This window comes from Flagellimonas myxillae, assembly GCF_023502235.1.
In the GTDB taxonomy this organism is placed as follows: Bacteria; Bacteroidota; Bacteroidia; order Flavobacteriales; family Flavobacteriaceae; genus Flagellimonas; species Flagellimonas myxillae.
On record NZ_JAMFLY010000001.1, the window covers coordinates 972,381 to 987,824 of the forward strand.

The 15,444-nt window shown below is 42.8% G+C and carries 19 protein-coding genes and 1 tRNA gene; 4 read left to right on the top strand and 16 right to left on the bottom strand.

Annotated features, from left to right (window positions below):
• Positions 1–21: 21 nt before the first annotated feature.
• From rluF to M3P07_RS04590, 16 genes are all read right to left on the bottom strand, one after another.
• A complete protein-coding gene (rluF, locus tag M3P07_RS04515; protein ID WP_249968702.1) occupies positions 22–744 on the bottom strand; it encodes a 23S rRNA pseudouridine(2604) synthase RluF in 723 nt (240 codons plus the stop codon).
• Entirely contained in the window at positions 741–1,496 is a 756-nt protein-coding gene (bla, locus tag M3P07_RS04520; protein WP_249968703.1) for a subclass B1 metallo-beta-lactamase, read from the bottom strand. The genes rluF and bla overlap by 4 nt, the downstream gene beginning before the upstream one ends.
• The gene (locus M3P07_RS04525; protein WP_249968704.1) at positions 1,493–2,368 is read right to left on the bottom strand and encodes an ABC transporter ATP-binding protein; all 876 of its coding nucleotides are present in this window, start codon (positions 2,366–2,368) and stop codon (positions 1,493–1,495) included. Before M3P07_RS04525 ends, bla begins: the two co-directional genes overlap by 4 nt.
• Complete coding sequence (gene modB / locus M3P07_RS04530) at positions 2,365–3,036, bottom strand: molybdate ABC transporter permease subunit (RefSeq protein ID WP_249968705.1); 672 nt, start codon at positions 3,034–3,036, stop codon at positions 2,365–2,367. The genes M3P07_RS04525 and modB overlap by 4 nt, the downstream gene beginning before the upstream one ends.
• Positions 3,033–3,437 (bottom strand): TOBE domain-containing protein, encoded by a 405-nt coding sequence (locus M3P07_RS04535; RefSeq protein ID WP_249968706.1) that lies wholly within the window; start codon positions 3,435–3,437, stop codon positions 3,033–3,035. Before M3P07_RS04535 ends, modB begins: the two co-directional genes overlap by 4 nt.
• The gene (modA, locus tag M3P07_RS04540) at positions 3,430–4,194 is read right to left on the bottom strand and encodes a molybdate ABC transporter substrate-binding protein (protein WP_249968707.1); all 765 of its coding nucleotides are present in this window, start codon (positions 4,192–4,194) and stop codon (positions 3,430–3,432) included. Before modA ends, M3P07_RS04535 begins: the two co-directional genes overlap by 8 nt.
• A gap of 5 nt (positions 4,195–4,199) precedes the next feature.
• Positions 4,200–4,787, bottom strand: a complete 588-nt coding sequence (locus M3P07_RS04545; RefSeq protein ID WP_249968708.1) for a DUF1287 domain-containing protein — start codon at positions 4,785–4,787, stop codon at positions 4,200–4,202.
• Positions 4,788–4,793: 6 nt separating this feature from the next.
• Positions 4,794–6,542 carry a glycoside hydrolase family 2 TIM barrel-domain containing protein gene (locus M3P07_RS04550; protein WP_249968709.1) on the bottom strand — a complete coding sequence of 583 codons (1,749 nt, stop codon included), beginning with the start codon at positions 6,540–6,542 and terminating at the stop codon, positions 4,794–4,796.
• Between the two features lie 109 nt (positions 6,543–6,651).
• Positions 6,652–7,566: an alpha/beta hydrolase gene (locus tag M3P07_RS04555; protein ID WP_249968710.1), complete on the bottom strand. Its 915-nt coding sequence runs from the start codon at positions 7,564–7,566 to the stop codon at positions 6,652–6,654.
• 2 nt (positions 7,567–7,568) lie between these two features.
• Positions 7,569–8,282, bottom strand: coding sequence for a sialate O-acetylesterase (locus M3P07_RS04560; RefSeq protein WP_249968711.1), 714 nt, complete (start codon positions 8,280–8,282; stop codon positions 7,569–7,571).
• 65 nt (positions 8,283–8,347) lie between these two features.
• Positions 8,348–9,160, bottom strand: a complete 813-nt coding sequence (locus tag M3P07_RS04565) for an endonuclease/exonuclease/phosphatase family protein (RefSeq protein WP_249968712.1) — start codon at positions 9,158–9,160, stop codon at positions 8,348–8,350.
• 248 nt (positions 9,161–9,408) lie between these two features.
• Positions 9,409–9,945, bottom strand: a complete 537-nt coding sequence (locus tag M3P07_RS04570) for a DUF5946 family protein (RefSeq protein WP_249968713.1) — start codon at positions 9,943–9,945, stop codon at positions 9,409–9,411.
• 31 nt (positions 9,946–9,976) lie between these two features.
• Complete coding sequence (locus M3P07_RS04575) at positions 9,977–10,561, bottom strand: hypothetical protein (RefSeq protein ID WP_249968714.1); 585 nt, start codon at positions 10,559–10,561, stop codon at positions 9,977–9,979.
• Between the two features lie 47 nt (positions 10,562–10,608).
• Positions 10,609–11,250: an energy transducer TonB gene (locus M3P07_RS04580; protein WP_249968715.1), complete on the bottom strand. Its 642-nt coding sequence runs from the start codon at positions 11,248–11,250 to the stop codon at positions 10,609–10,611.
• Positions 11,247–11,720, bottom strand: a complete 474-nt coding sequence (locus M3P07_RS17875) for a GNAT family N-acetyltransferase (RefSeq protein WP_319946559.1) — start codon at positions 11,718–11,720, stop codon at positions 11,247–11,249. The genes M3P07_RS04580 and M3P07_RS17875 overlap by 4 nt, the downstream gene beginning before the upstream one ends.
• A gap of 223 nt (positions 11,721–11,943) precedes the next feature.
• Positions 11,944–12,028: transfer RNA gene (locus M3P07_RS04590), tRNA-Ser, on the bottom strand.
• 148 nt (positions 12,029–12,176) lie between these two features.
• On the opposite strand from M3P07_RS04590, the gene M3P07_RS04595 reads away from it, so the two are divergent.
• From M3P07_RS04595 to M3P07_RS04610, 4 genes are all read left to right on the top strand, one after another.
• Positions 12,177–12,932 carry a sulfite exporter TauE/SafE family protein gene (locus M3P07_RS04595; protein WP_249968716.1) on the top strand — a complete coding sequence of 252 codons (756 nt, stop codon included), beginning with the start codon at positions 12,177–12,179 and terminating at the stop codon, positions 12,930–12,932.
• Between the two features lie 81 nt (positions 12,933–13,013).
• On the top strand, positions 13,014–14,216 hold the full coding sequence (locus M3P07_RS04600) for a DegT/DnrJ/EryC1/StrS family aminotransferase (RefSeq protein WP_249968717.1): 1,203 nt from the start codon (positions 13,014–13,016) through the stop codon (positions 14,214–14,216).
• 95 nt (positions 14,217–14,311) lie between these two features.
• Positions 14,312–14,818: an RNA polymerase sigma factor gene (locus M3P07_RS04605; RefSeq protein ID WP_249968718.1), complete on the top strand. Its 507-nt coding sequence runs from the start codon at positions 14,312–14,314 to the stop codon at positions 14,816–14,818.
• Positions 14,815–15,426, top strand: a complete 612-nt coding sequence (locus M3P07_RS04610; RefSeq protein ID WP_249968719.1) for a hypothetical protein — start codon at positions 14,815–14,817, stop codon at positions 15,424–15,426. Before M3P07_RS04605 ends, M3P07_RS04610 begins: the two co-directional genes overlap by 4 nt.
• Positions 15,427–15,444: the final 18 nt, after the last annotated feature.

Sequence of the window (15,444 nt, forward strand, 5' to 3'; positions counted from 1 at the left end):
ATACTGACTTTGGAACGCAGTTCAATCATGTGTTTTGGACGAAGCCGCTACCAATCTATTGATTTCGTTGAGCTCCTTGTCCGTTAAATCCCGCCATTTGCCCACCGGAATATCCAATTTGACGTTCATGATCCGGATACGTTTCAATTTTTTGACCCGATAGTCCAGATACTCACACATTCTACGAATCTGCCGATTCAAACCTTGGGTAAGGATAATTTTAAACTGGTAGGACCCCAATTGTTCCACTTCGCACTTACGCGTCATAGTGCCCAAAATGGGAATTCCGTTGCGCATTCGCTTTAAGAAGTCTTGGGTAATGGGCTTGTTTACGGTAACCACATACTCCTTTTCATGATTGTTGCGTGCCCTTAGAATCTTATTTACGATATCCCCGTCGTTGGTCATAAAAATGAGGCCTTCACTGGGTTTATCCAACCGACCAATGGGGAATATGCGCTTGGGATAGTTGATAAAGTCTATAATATTATCTTTTTCTACTCGGGTATCTGTAGTGCACACTATCCCAACAGGCTTATGAAACGCAAGGTAAACAGGTTTGTCCTTGGGTTCAGAAATCAGCTCGCCATCCACCCTTACTTCGTCCGTAGGTTTTACTTTGGTCCCCATTTCTGGAATCTTACCATTAATAGTCACCCGCCCTTGGTCTATCAATTTGTCGGCTGCCCGTCTGGAACAATACCCGACTTCACTCAAATACTTGTTTATACGTGTTTCCTTCATGGTTCAATGCCCTCTTTTTCGTCCAGGAACAAGGTTTGGGTAAAGTCCAACAATTCCTTTCCGCCCGGTTTTCCGTGTCCCGGTACAACAAACTGTAACGTTGAAAATTCCTTTTTGATTTTTTCTATGGAATGTGGCCACTCGCCCAGATTGGCCTCTTCAATATAACCTTTTCCAGCTCCGAGGGACTTGAGCAAGCATCCTCCGAAAAGTACCTGTTCTTCCGGGATGTAGCCCACTATATTATCCTCTGTATGCCCTTCCCCAATGAAAGTGATAAGGACCTGCTGGTTACCCACTTCAATTTCCATTTTATCTTGAAATCCATTTAGGGGAATGGGAAAACCTTTTTCCCTTGCCAATTGTTGTGTACGCTGATTGGCATAAGAATTAATTCCGGATTCATGAAAGGTATTTAATCCAGCTAGGCAGTCCTCGTGGGCATGGGTTGGAACCACCCCAACAACATTGGCTCCCCACTCTGAAGCTATCCACGCTAACAATTCTTGGGATACCTCATCAGAGATGGGGGTATCAAAAATAAGGACGTCGTTACCATTTCTATAGAGCAATCCATTGCAACCCACTTTTCCAAAACTTTCAGTTTGCAAAAAAGAAACATGGACGTAGGTGCCCGAAGTGAGTTGATGGATTTCCAGATTGTCCGTTTTGTAAACCACTTCATTTTTAGCTAGTTTACAGGAAGCAATGCAGAAAATAAGCAAGAAAAGATATAGGAACTTGAACTTCATTCGATTTTGTATAGTATGGGATTAAAGGCTTTTGATGCTACAATAACGGCATCCCCGACCTTAAGATTTTCGATTTCGGATTCTTGGGCTATCACCTTTACCATTTGGTTTTGCACAAGAACAGTGACAATATAAACTACTTCGTTTTTCTCTATTTGAAGCACCGCTCCTTGAAACTTGAATTTTCCACTTAAATCTTGGTTTACAAATACCTGGGAGGGAGTTCCTTGGCGGATAACCCTTCCTTCTTCCAATACAATTACTCTATCTGACAACTTATGGATTTCCCCTATATCATGGCTGATTAGAATGGTGGTCAATAGGTATTTGCGGTGTACCTTTTGAAGATAGTCCTGCAACCTCAGTCTGGTTTTTAGATCCAGGGCCGAAAGTGGCTCGTCCAATAATAGCAATTTGGGTTGTTGGACCAAGGTCCTTGCCAAGGCCACGCGTTGCTGTTGCCCTCCGGATAGGGTGGTGGGCTTTTTTTGTTGGATGTTATTCAGCTCCATAACTTGGATAAGTTCCTTCACGATGCTCGGGTCACCTTGCCTAGGCAATGCAAACTCCAGATTTTGTTTTACGCTCATATTTGGAAAGAGCGCATAATCTTGGAATACATAGCCAATGTTCCGTTCCTGTGGTTTTACATGGATGTGCTTTGAGGTATCCAACCAAACCTTATCGCCAACAGTGATTTTGCCCGCTTCCGGTTGCATCAGTCCTGAAAGGATTTTGAGGGTAGATGTTTTACCGGCCCCTGACGAGCCATAAAGGGTTACGAATTCACCTGGTGCAACCTGAATGTTCACGTCAAGACGCATTGGGCCCTCGGGACCGTCCAATTGCTTTTGTATCTGGATGGTCATCATTTCCAGAATTTTTTAAGATATCCGCCATTGATCAGATATACTGTGAGTAAAATGCAAAAGGTAATGGCAAAGAGTACCAAGGAATAGAAATTGGCCGCTCCGTAATTAAGGGCTTCTACCTCATCGTAAATCGCAATGGATGCCACCTTGGTCTTTCCAGGAATATTTCCCCCTATCATCAGCACCACACCAAATTCCCCAACTGTATGCGCAAAGGACAATACGGTACCGGTGAGCAAAGCAGGCTTGATATTGGGCAAAAGAACATGCAGCAAAATTTCAAATTTGGACTTTCCCATAAGAACAGCAGCTTCCCGCAATGAAGTATGAATCCCTGTAAATCCAGATAGAATGGGATGCACCATAAAGGGCAAGCTATAGAGCATGGAAGCCAGTACCAGGCCAGGAAAAGAAAATACCAATTGAATTCCGAGTGTTTCCGATAACCAGCCTCCCAATGCATTATTGGGACTAAAGGCAATCAGAAAATAAAACCCCAAAACTGTGGGTGGGAGGACCAGTGGCATGCTTACCAAGGTTTGGATAATGGGCTTTGCCCGTGCCTTGGAATACGCCAACCAATAGGAGAGCGGAATGGATAAGACCAATAGGATCAACGTGGTCACCAAAGCGAGTTTAAAGGTCAGTATTAGCGGTTCCCAACTCATATCTTGGCCAACATTACTTCGTTGAGTTTGATCAAGGCGACTGCCGTGGTATTTTCTTCAAGTTCCAATTTTTCCACAGCATTGGAACTGATAACGGAGGTTATGGTTCCTGATGGGGTGTCCAATACTACTTTTCCCAGCAAAGTTCCCTTGTGGACCTCTTTTACGGTGCCAGCTATCCGGTTCTGCATACTGATGTTAGAAACTTCCCCAACACCAATAACCACCTCGGTTTCCTTGAACAAGGTTTTAATAGGCTCCCCTTTCGTGAGGTAACTTGCAGATTCGGGGGTTTCCACCACAATGGCTTTGATGATGGTTTTAGGGTGTACTTCAACGCAAACGAGAGACAAATTCCCGCTGACTTCAACATCCACAATGGTACCCTCTAAACTATTCATTTACCGAATATCCGTATTTCTTCAAAATTTTTTGGGATTCATCGGAAAAAATAAAATTGTAAAAGGCCTCCGCCTTCTGATGCTCCTTGGTTTTCGTGCCTACCATTACAATGCCTTGGGCAATGGGCGTATAACTATTTGAGTCCAACGCTAGCCAATTTCCCTGATTGGCCATGGAAGGGGTAAATACAGTGGATTTAGCAGTAAATCCGATTTGTGCCGCCCCTGTTACCATGAATTGGTTGGTTTGGGAGACATTCTCTCCATACACCAATTTATGACGCACGGAATCAAGCATTGCATGATGTTCCAACACTTCCATTGCCGCCGAACCGTAGGGAGCTGTTTTGGGATTTGCCAGGGCAATATGAACGATGCTGTCCTTCAACAGCATTTCCATTTTTGGGTCAGTATTGGCATTGGGTGAATACAAAACCAATTGTCCATAGGCGTAGACTTTTGGAGCGGCCGGAGCCATACCATTTTGAAATAACATTTGGGGATATTTCATATCTGCGGACAACAACACATCAAAAGGAGCACCTTCCATAATTTGGGCGGTGAGTTTACCAGAAGATGCCACAACTAAATCGCATTCAATTCCGGTAGTTGCAGTAAACCTGGCTGCAATTTCCTCTATGGAAAACTGCATATTGGACGAAACGGCAAGTGTCAACCTTTGGGATTTTGAGCTGGGATTACAGCCCAACTGTGAAAATAAAAGAAGCACCCAAAGGAGGTAAGATATTCTAAACATGTTGGTTATGGTGCTGGGAGATATCGATAATGTCCTATAATCTTAAAGTCAAACAAACAATCTTCAATCACTTGTCCTTGTCCTATGTTATGGACAATGAGGTGACCCTGGCCGTCCCTTGACTTTTTGTCTATTACAATACCAATGTGGGTGGTGCCTCCACCCAGATTCCAACAGACCACATCCCCGGGTAAATAATCCTTGGCTTGAAGCGTAATGGCTTGTGATGCTCCTTGGCGTTTAAAATAGGTCATGAGATTGGGCACCCTTCTATGATCAATATTGGTGTCGGTGGATCGTAGTCCCCAATTTTGGGGATACGCCTGGAAATTTGCTTTCATGTCCTCATGTACCCGTTGTTGGAGGTCTATTCCTAGTTTTCGATACGCCCTTATCACCACATCGGTGCATACTCCTTTACCGCTTGGGACATCCCCATTGGGATAATCGATGGAAAAATAACTGGGATCATAGGTCACCTGCTGCTTTGTGAGTTCCAAAGCCGCTTCGGAGAGATCAACCGCCTCATGGCTGCGCTGCGCAAAACAAATTTGGCAGGTTAAAGCAATTAAGAAAATCCTGAGGCGTATCATTCCATTTTAGTCGTTCAAATAGGTTTTGGCAAACGCAGAGGGAACATGAAAATCGGCTTTGGGCGTATCGGGAATGGTTTTGGCATACCAATTTACCTTACGGCCCCCATGAAAATCAGCTCGAAAGACTCCAAAGTAGAATTCGTTGGTAATACCAAAGGATTCCAATTCCTTTCTGGAAATACTCCCTTCCACGATATATCCATCGTCTAATTTTTTGGTAGCTAAGGTTAAGGTTTCAAAATCCCACCCATGGTCGATATTGCGTGGGAAACTCGCTTTAAAATCCAGTACCTGTTTATCCGGTGTCATCTCTGCCCCGTAATATTCAGATAACTCTTTATCGGCTGAGAAAAACAACTCCACTCTGTCTGCCCATAACAAGGAACGTTCATTTACATAGTCGACTTCGGTGGGGGTATGGTCTATGGTCTTAAAATAAAAATAAAAGTGCTCCGGGGTGGCGGTAAAATCAAAATGGGTCTGGTCCTTACCTTTAAGTACCCAAGGGTCGGAGAGTCCAAAGAGATAATTGTACTTGCCCCAATCCTCTAGGTTAGCATCCACTTGGAATTCCATGCTACCACCTTGTTCTTGTGCCGTTTCTTTCACGATCGACTTGATAAACTCCACCTCTTCTGTTTTGTAGGGAGTTCCATCCGTCCTAAAAATATCGTGAAACCATAGGTCGGGTTCGTCGGTGTATTCTTTTTGCCAGGAATCCCACGGGTATATGGTCTGTGATTTACCAGAAACAAACCCCCAATTGTAGGCAGCCACTTTGTGCTTTTTAAAGATAGGGAGGATTTCCTGAAAGGTTGAGCTGACCGATCTTGCCATATACTCCGTGCAAAATAGGGGGCGATTGGACTCGGCTAAACGCTCTACCATTTTTGCTGTGGCCTCCGCGTTAGCATAGCAGTGAAAGTTGATAACATCCGAATTTTCATAGGCAAATTTGTCGATGTCGCTCATTTGGTCTAAGGTTTTGTTGATGGAGGTCCACACATCGATGCTAATGGGTTGTGACGGATTTACCTCCCGGGCCCAAGCATACACCTTTTTAAGCAGTTTCAGGGAATGCACACTCTTGTTTTCGGGCTCCTGTTCGCCATAGCTGTTACCATTACCATTACCGGGTTCGTTGTATAAGTCCCAAATCAACACCCGTTTATCGTCCTTAAAATGGGTCATCACTCCCTTTACGTAATCTTCCAACTTCTTATGCTGGGTAGAATCCACGAGTACTTCGTGCCCTGGACTTTGCACCCAACCGGAGTTGTGCACGTGTGGTTTCGGTTCAGGTTGCTTACCAAGTTGGGGGTAGGGGTTCCAAACATCATCCAATAGCACCAGCATGGTATTGATGCTATGGCTTTCAGCGATATCAAGATAGGTTTCTACCCGTTTTATCAAGCCTTGTGCATCTTGTTCCCAGAGCAGGTCATGTAAGAACACCCGCATGGTATTAAAGCCCAAATCCCTTGCCCAGGCTAGCTCCTGGTCAATTAGTTGTGGGTCAAAGGTGTCAGCCTGCCACATCTCCAACTGGTTGATGGCCGAAGAAGGCGCAAAATTTGCCCCTACCAGCCAATCCTGTTCGTCATACCAGGCATTTATTCTTGTTTCTGACCACCGCTCCCCAGTGTTTTGGGAAGGGGTTTCGACTTTTTTGGTTTTTTGTTGGCAAGAACTGGATAAACCAATTACGGCCAGCGCCAGGCAATGGGCTAAAATTTTACGTGTTGATATCATCGGTTTTGGTTTGGTTGTTGGATTTAGTAAAAGTATAAATATAATCGCTTAAATCTAGGTGTTGTCGAGGCAGATAACCTGCCAAGGTTAAAAGATTTTTGACGCATCTTTAAAGTTTGTTTGACTTTAACCAATTGGTAAATAAATGAATCCATTGGTCGGTACCGTCTTCTTTTCTCCCCAGTCCAAAGCCATGACCCCCTTTGGAAAACACATGAACTTCATTAAGTACATTGTGCTCGTTCAATTTGTTGGCGTATAGGGTGGTTTCTTCTACGCGACAGATATCATCGTCGTTGGTATGGATCAAAAAAGCAGGGGGTGTTTGCTTCGAGACCAAATTGAGAAGATTGTTCCGCACTATTTCCTCCTGGGTCATTTCCCTGTGGTACAGTTCCTTCTCTAACCATTGTCTATTGGCATCGGAAAAATTGGTCACCCCGTAAATAAGGGCAGAAAAATCTGGATTCTCTTCCTGCACCTCACTTTTCCAGAGGCTGGCCACTGTCGCCAAATGGCTCCCTGCCGAAAAGCCAAGTACACCAACTTTAGTTGTGTCGAACCCATATTCATCGGCCATTGACCTCAGTAATTTCAGTGATTTCCGGGCATCCGTAATCGGAACCAAATGGGGTTGGGTTGAGGATTCAGGGTTGGGAAGTCTATATTTTAGTACCGCGGCCGTAATACCTTGGGCCGATAAAGCTTCGGCTACATCGTAGCCTTCATGGTGCATGGCGACCAGGGTGTACCCGCCGCCAGGAAAAATTATCACAGCTTTGCCGGTATTCTCTCCTTTGGCCTTGTAAACGGTCAATGTAGGTTCCGTTATGTTGAAATGACATAAGGTTCCCCATATTTCTTTCTGATATTCCTTGAGGTTATTTTCCTTGTAGTAGGGTGTCTGCTCACCTTCCCATAGGGGATATACCGTTTGTGATTGGACCAAATTTCCGATGATCAAAAAAAGAAGGGGTAGGAGAGCTTGTTTTGTTGTTTTGGGGTTACTAAACTTGATCATCATAGCTATTTTTCTTTTTTTATTAGCTGAATGGCTTTATCTGCAAAACGATGGCCCATTGTCACATAACCTTCACCGGACATGTGCAGGTCGTTGGTAATTTCCTTACCATTTCTATTGAACCCGTCGTTAAGGTCGTCAGTGTCAATCCAATCAAACCGTGAATTGGACTCGGCCACCTTTACCTGAATGTCCCGAATCATGGTCCAATGGGGGTATTTTTCATTGGACATGTCAAAATCGCTCAATCTGCCAATTACAAAATTCATTTTGTTGAATGTAAGATCCTTGGCCAACTGTTCGTGCAGGCCCAACAAACTCTCTTCGTAAACATCGCCCAGTTTTTCCCGTGCGTCACGTTCACCTTGCATCCAAATAAAGGTTATGGTGGCGATTTTTTGGCCTTGGATTTTGGTGTGCACTTTGGTCATCAAGGAGTCGTACAAATCTGGTTGGGCCTTTGGACCATCTGGATCCATCGACTTCCACTTTTTGTACCAACGTCGTATAGGCTGACCACCATGGGCATCCTTTACCACAAGGGTGTTTTCGGCTCCAAACTCGGCTTCAACCCTTGGAGTAAATGACTCTTCTGGTAGCATACCTGCCATGTTGGACTGACCCGACAGGATAAACAAATGCTTACCCGATGGTTCCGGACTGCACGATATAAGGATTAAGGCCATCCAGCACAATCCGAAGACAGTTTTTGTTTTCATCGTTTTTGGTTTGTCAGTTCGTATGGTTCGTTCAAAGGACGACCAAACACTTTTTATATAAGGCGCTATTCTTTTTGACTAAAATCAAACTCGGCCATTATGGGAAAATGATCGGATAGCGCCTCTGTTTCACCACTGTTGTAGGTAGTCACCCCAATACAAGATTTGGAAATCACTGGGCTGGACAGTATATAATCTATGCGTTCCCTGGTTAGGATTACCTCTTCCATGTTTTCCCTATACGACCCCATTAAAACGGGAGAGGGGTAGGTAAATCGGTCGCGGACATCGTTGAAATTCTTGCTTAAATCTATCGAGGGTAATCCTAAGAAAGTTGAAATAGGGGCGAAATCAAAAGTTCCGAGCCTTAAGTTGGAATATTTATCCGACTCCCCTTTGGCGTACTTCTGTAGCAGCGATTTGTTATGTTTTAGCGCTTCTCCATCAAAGGGAGAGTGTGCATTAAAGTCCCCAAGCACCATGAAAGTATCAGTATGGGCGGCTTTTATTTTTTCAGAAATAATTCCCGCTTCCTTCAACCTAAAATTGGCATCGGCAGGGGAGAGGTGTACCACAAAAAAGTCTATCCCATAGGTCTTACAATGTAGCATACCATGCCAAAGGGAGTCCAAGGCGCGTTCTTTGAGTACAATGGGTTTTTTGGACGTGAGCCCAACTGGATACCCTTTGGTTTTCAATATTTTGGAGTAGGGATGCCCCCATTTTGCCGCATCAGCCTTGAGTTTTTCCTCGGTATATCCACATAGCTCCTGTAAAGCCAGTACATCGGGGTCTTTGCTTTTAATCCAATCAATGAATTTAGTCTGCCTTTCAGTGTCTTTTCCCCAATCAAATCCGTTCCAAATATTATAGGTCATGACCTTTAGTTTGGTTTGGGACTGCTGAGCGATTCCATTGGAACAACATAATAATAAGGCAAGAAGCAGCGTGATTTTTTGAGTCCAGTGAGGAGATGTCATTTTGAAAGTTGAGTTTATAAATTAATCGTATTCCATGCGGTACTTGCAGCGACCAAATTAAAGTACTGATTTTTCAGGTTACAAAGAGGTGAACCGGCAGATTTGACAGGTTTTATAACAACAAATAACGGAAAGTTGGAAAATTTCTATAGACCGCTGTTCAAAAATTGGGTTGCGATTCCATCCACAGTTTTGTGACTGTCTTCCCAAGCATCGTATACCTCATTTGCCCAATTCTTTAAGAGGGGCATTAGGTCACTTTTTTCTGAATAAGCTTTCACAATATCAGTAGATGTAATTTTACCCCTTTTATGAATATCCGGAGGAGATAAAAACTCATCTTGCCTACCCACCTTATACTTATTTATACAATTACTTAACTGGGTGGTTAGATGATAATACCAATTTACCTTGTAATTGAAAATTAAATGCAAGCGGGCTAGGTGCAAGTGATTGCTCCACCTACCATGGATCTCCGGATGTTGCAAAACATGGGCATCTACTAAGTAAAATCTATAGACTTGATTTTCCTTCCTATGAAGTTCCATGTTTTCAAGATCCAGCGCAAAAATTTCCAAACATTCGTGGATGCCCCTTTGGGTATTTGCACCACAGAATTGGCAGCTTCCCTTGGCGATGAGGGTAATTCCATTCTTTTCGGCCAATTCTAAATAATCTTGCATCGCAAAAGTGCTAAATACACGTCAATTTTTGTTAATTAATGCAATTATTGTACAAACTGTACAGTTCCACGGCTTCCATGTTCCGCATTTCCTTATTGCTATAATCCGTCGCCAAACTGGGGCATTCATACATAAATTCCCGCGCCTTTCGCTTATAGGATTTTGCAGAGTGATCACTGTATATGGTCTTTAACGGATAGGCTTTATTGTCACTTTTCTTCCAAAGCCAAAACTCGGTGGACCTGCCTCCATAAAAACCGGAAAGCGGCCCGCCAATATGAACCATGTTGAAGCAAACCAAGGGGTGTTTTCCATTGATCAATACCTTGAAGAACAACTTTTTGCATTTCTTGTCTACTGGAATAGCGTAAATAACACCTCGATGTTTTACTGTCACACTGTCCACTTCCACAGCCTTGAAGGTTTGCTTTTTTCCACTGGTTTCATTGCCCCAATAAAATACCCTTGGATTCTTTTTTTGAATACCGGCCGCTATCCTGGAGAATTCTACAAATCCTGGCAATACGGTTCCGTTGCTCAAGTAAATGGTCCCCGAAGACCTCTCTTGCCCATGGACAGAAATACCGAACAGGAGTAGGACTAGTAGATATTTCATGGATTCAGTTTTGAAAAATGCGAATGGTTCACTGATGTTTTATCCTATTATTGGAGTCGAAATGTAATGGGCATGGTATAGTGGACCATAATATTTTGCCCATCTTTTTGGTACGGATTCAGTTTTTTTAATGAATTCATTATTCTAAAACATTCGGTGTCCAACGACTTATACCCTTTTTCAAGAATTCGTAAGTTACCCACATTTCCATCCTTATCTATAGTGAATTGTATCCCGACCCTTCCTTGAATTCCATTAGCCTGGGCTGTTTCAGGATAGCGGAACTTTTTTCGAATATGCTGTTGTATAATTTTGGAATTTTCATCTGACATAGGGGCAATACCCAATGCTTTGTATCGGATTGCATTTTCAGGAACCAACTCTCCATATTGCAAGACAAAATCATAATTCCGTTCGGATTCAACATTTCCTTTCTTGTCGAACCACTTCCAAATGCCATAGGGTTGTTCGCCCAAATATGCCTTCGTCCATATAATTTGTCCACTTTTGGTTTTGGAGAACAATTCGGAGACCACACTGTCATTTTCTTTTTTCAATTCCTTTTTAAAAGCTCCTTTATGCACTTGTTTATAGCCATATTTATCGGAATAATAAGTGGTTCCGATTTCAATTTGTCCAGTTGCAAAGGTTGTGCATAGCAAGAGTAGCATTGCAGTAATTTGTTTCATGTAGTCTGTTTTTTCCATTTTATTTTAACGGCTGATATGTGGTCAAGTTCTAATCTAGTTTCCGGTATTTTTTTGAATCCATGTTTCAAGTAAAACCCCAAGGGGGATTTGTAGGGCTGACCATTCCTTTTATGATCCTTATTGTGATCGATTACCCAACCATTCAGTATGGATTCTTTTTGTTTGGCCATGTTCAAAATCTTGGTCCCGAGACCTTTGCCCTGAACCTTGGAACTTAATATAATGGCGAACCATTTTTCGTTTTCACGAGTGAAATCAAAATACCAAGCTTGTATTTTCTCACTTGCATCTTTCACCAAAATATGTGATTGTTCCGATAAATTTTCGAGATAGCTTTCGAATTCCCCAAGGTTTTTATAGTTCAATTTTTCTGGATATTCATTGTTCCACAGTTCGAGAATTTCTCTGTGATATATTTTTGGAAGTTTGGTAAGTATACTAAAATCCACAAATAGGGTTATTGCCTAAAGATACCACATCAAATTTCTGTTATCAAGTTATAAGCTTTATTGCGGGGGAAGAGGGCTTCATTGCAAGAGATACATCCCGAATTGGAATCCAATACCATGAAAAACTCCTAATAGCGCCATTTTTATTTTTTATTGCAAATTGAAACCAGTAATGTTTGCTCCAAAAAATAAAAAAGCTTCACCAAGGTGAAGCTTTTCTTTGCGGAGGAAGAGGGATTCGAACCCCCGGAGGTGTGACCCTCAACAGTTTTCAAGACTGCCGCATTCGACCACTCTGCCATTCCTCCAATGTTTGCGGGCTTGCCCGCCCTTTACATCCTTTTACCGTTGCAAAGGCGGGTGCAAATATAGTAAGCTTTTTTATTTCCGTAAAAACCTGAACACTTTATTTTATTTAAGATTTCCATTCCATTTATACCACTTACATTTGCCTCCATGGATCAGTGGTACCATTATGTACTTTTGGTTGTGGTCGGTTTTGCCGTGGGATTTATCAACACCATTGCGGGTGGAGGGTCCCTATTGGCCCTGCCCACACTCATTTTTATGGGGCTCCCGCCTAGCGTGGCCAATGGAACAAATAGGGTGGCCATTGTAATTCAAACATCCTTGGCAACCGCCGGGTTCAAAAGCAAAGGCGTATCAACGTTCCCTTTTAATGCATACTTGGGAATATCCGCATTGATAGGAGCAATTATTGGGGCTCAAATTGCTGTGGATATCAAGGGAGAGACCTTCAACCGAATCTTGGCCGTTGTTATGTTGGTGGTAGTGGTGATCATAGTCTTTAAACCAAAAATAAAAGTTGAAGAGTTGGCAGAGCGAACCAAGGGAAAGTACCTTTGGATTGGAATAATCGCTTTCTTTTTTATTGGAATTTATGGTGGTTTTATTAATGCAGGAATAGGGTTTGTCATCATTTTATTTTTGCACTATGTGAACAGAATGAATTTAGTGAGGGTCAATGCTACAAAAGTTTCGGTGGTCTTGGCCTATACACTTTCGGCCTTGACTGTTTTTATAGTAAATGATAAGGTAGATTGGATTGCAGGGCTCACCTTGGCCATTGGTACTGGATTGGGAGGTTGGGTTTCCAGCCGTGTATCGGTAAACAAAGGCGATGGATTCGTAAAAATATTTTTAATAATTATGGTTATTGTAATGGCTATAAAACTGTGGTTTTTTGGGTAATCAATGTCCAATTATCAATAACCAATGATCAATAACCAATAACCAATAACGAACAACACATAACCATTAACAATATAAAAGATGCCTGGATTTGAACTTTTTGGGGAGCAAGAACGAAAACAAGTAAACGATGTCTTGGACTCTGGAGTGTTGATGCGATACGGTTTTGACGGCATGCGCAACGAACATTGGAAGGCCAAGGAACTGGAGGCTGCCCTTTCGGAAAAAATGCAATCCGACCATGTACATTTGGTAAGTAGTGGTACAGCGGCTTTAACCGTAGCCTTGGCAAGCGCCGGGGTTGGCGCTGGAGATGAGGTTATCATGCCCACTTTTACTTTTGTGGCCAGTTTTGAATCCATCCTGGCATTGGGAGCAATTCCCATTTTGGTCGATGTGGACGATACCCTGACCTTAGATCCAAAGGCAGTTCAACAGGCCATCACGCCCAAAACCAGGGTGATCATGTCAGTGCACATGTGCGGGTCAATGGCAAACTTGGATGCACTGCAAGCCATTTGTGACCAACATGGGCTATTGTTGTTGGAAGACGCCTGTCAGGCTATTGGGGCGACCTATAGCGGAAAACCATTGGGAAGCATTGGCGATTTGGGATGTTTTTCTTTTGATTATGTAAAGACCATTACCTGTGGAGAAGGTGGTGCGGTATTGACCAACAACGAAGCCTATTATCAAAATGCCCATAAATACTCTGACCACGGACATGATCATATCGGCAATGACAGGGGAGCAGAAACGCATCCCTTTTTGGGCTACAATTACCGGATTTCTGAGCTAAATGCAGCTGTAGGTTTGGCACAACTCTCCCGCTTGGATGACTTTATCTCGATTCAAAAAAAGAACTATACCATAATGCGAGAGGCTTTGTCAGCAATCGAAGGCGTTCAGTTCCGGAGCGTTCCCGATGGCGGTGAGGAGAACTATTCCTTCCTTAGTTTCTTCCTTCCTTCGGAAGAACTGGCAAAAAAAGCCCAAAACGCCCTCGGTGAAGCAAGGGTGGATGGCTGTTTTTATTGGTTCGATAATAATTGGCACTATTACCGCAAATGGGAACACTTGACCCATAAGAAGTCCTTGGGAAAACTGCCCCAGGAGGTTTTGGAGGCTCTTCCTGATTATGAAAAAGCAGATTTTTCCGCTTCTGACCATTGGGTGGGTCGCAATTTGTCCTGTTTGATCAAATTGGGTTGGACCGAGCAGGAAGTACACCAGCGGGCCAAAACCATGGCAGAGGTGCTCCAAAACATCATCCAAGGGGCATAAAATTCCATTTTTTCCACTTTAAGGGTTGTTCTTTTTGCGTTCCATGTCATATTTTCAACTGACCTGTAACTAAAAGGGTAAAGGCAACCATCCATATGAACAAAGATTTAGAGCGTACCTTCCTAAATGCGTTGGAAAAGTCCCAGGAAAAGCTGTTCCGTATTTGCTATTCCTACGCAACCAACCCAGAAGAGACCAAGGACTTATTTCAGGAGGTGTTGATCCATATTTGGAAGGCGCTGCCCAATTTCAAAGGAGATGCGTCCTTATCTACCTGGATGTACCGGATTACCCTCAATGTTGCACTCAGATATCGCTCCAACCTGCAAAGGGCCAAAAATCGGATATCCCAAATTGGAAGTATTACCATTGAACAGATTGGGGAGCAGCAAGAAGAAAGCGAAAGCCGACACAAATTGGACTTGTTGCGGCAATGTGTCAGGAGTCTCAATGAAATTGACAAGGCGGTGATCACCCTGTATCTGGAAGAACTTCCCTATAAAGAAATCGGAACTGTTTTGGGATTGAAGGAAAACACGGTTGCCGTTCGCGTAAAACGCATCAAAAAGAAATTGTTGAACTGTCTAAACGAAAAATTATGATTGAGAATGAGTTGATCCAGATTTGGCAGTCCTCGCCAAAGCACGAGCGCATAAAGTTTGAAAAGTCGAAGTTGATGCTGGATGTGCAATCCAAATTAAACAGTTTTGATAGGGCTGTTAAAAGACGGGATTTCATAGAGATTAGTGTAGCAATACTAATGACCCCTCTTTTTTTATACCAAGTTTATCGGCAGCCCAATTTATTGGCAAAAATTGGAGCCATTTGGATTGTGGCCTATATCTTATTTGTTGTTTATAAGCTTCTAAAAGCTAAAAAAGGAAAACCAAGCGAAGCCAGTTCCTATCTTGAATATTTAAAGGAGAGCAAGAGCTATCTGGAAAAACAAAAGAGATTGATTGAAAGTGTACTGTACTGGTATATTCTTCCTGGTTTAATGGGCTGCGCGATATTTTTGATTGGCTCTTTGGATTTACTGAATAAAACTTGGCAGGAAATTATTAAAATAAAGAAAGTATGGGTTGGCCTGTCGTCATTTATTGGGGTTGGTGTATTCACATACTGGTTAAATAAAAGGGCGGTCAAAAAAGAATTTATTCCCAGATTGGAGAGGGTAGACGAGTTGATACGGTTAATGGAGGAAGAATAGCACACCTGGAAAATAGGG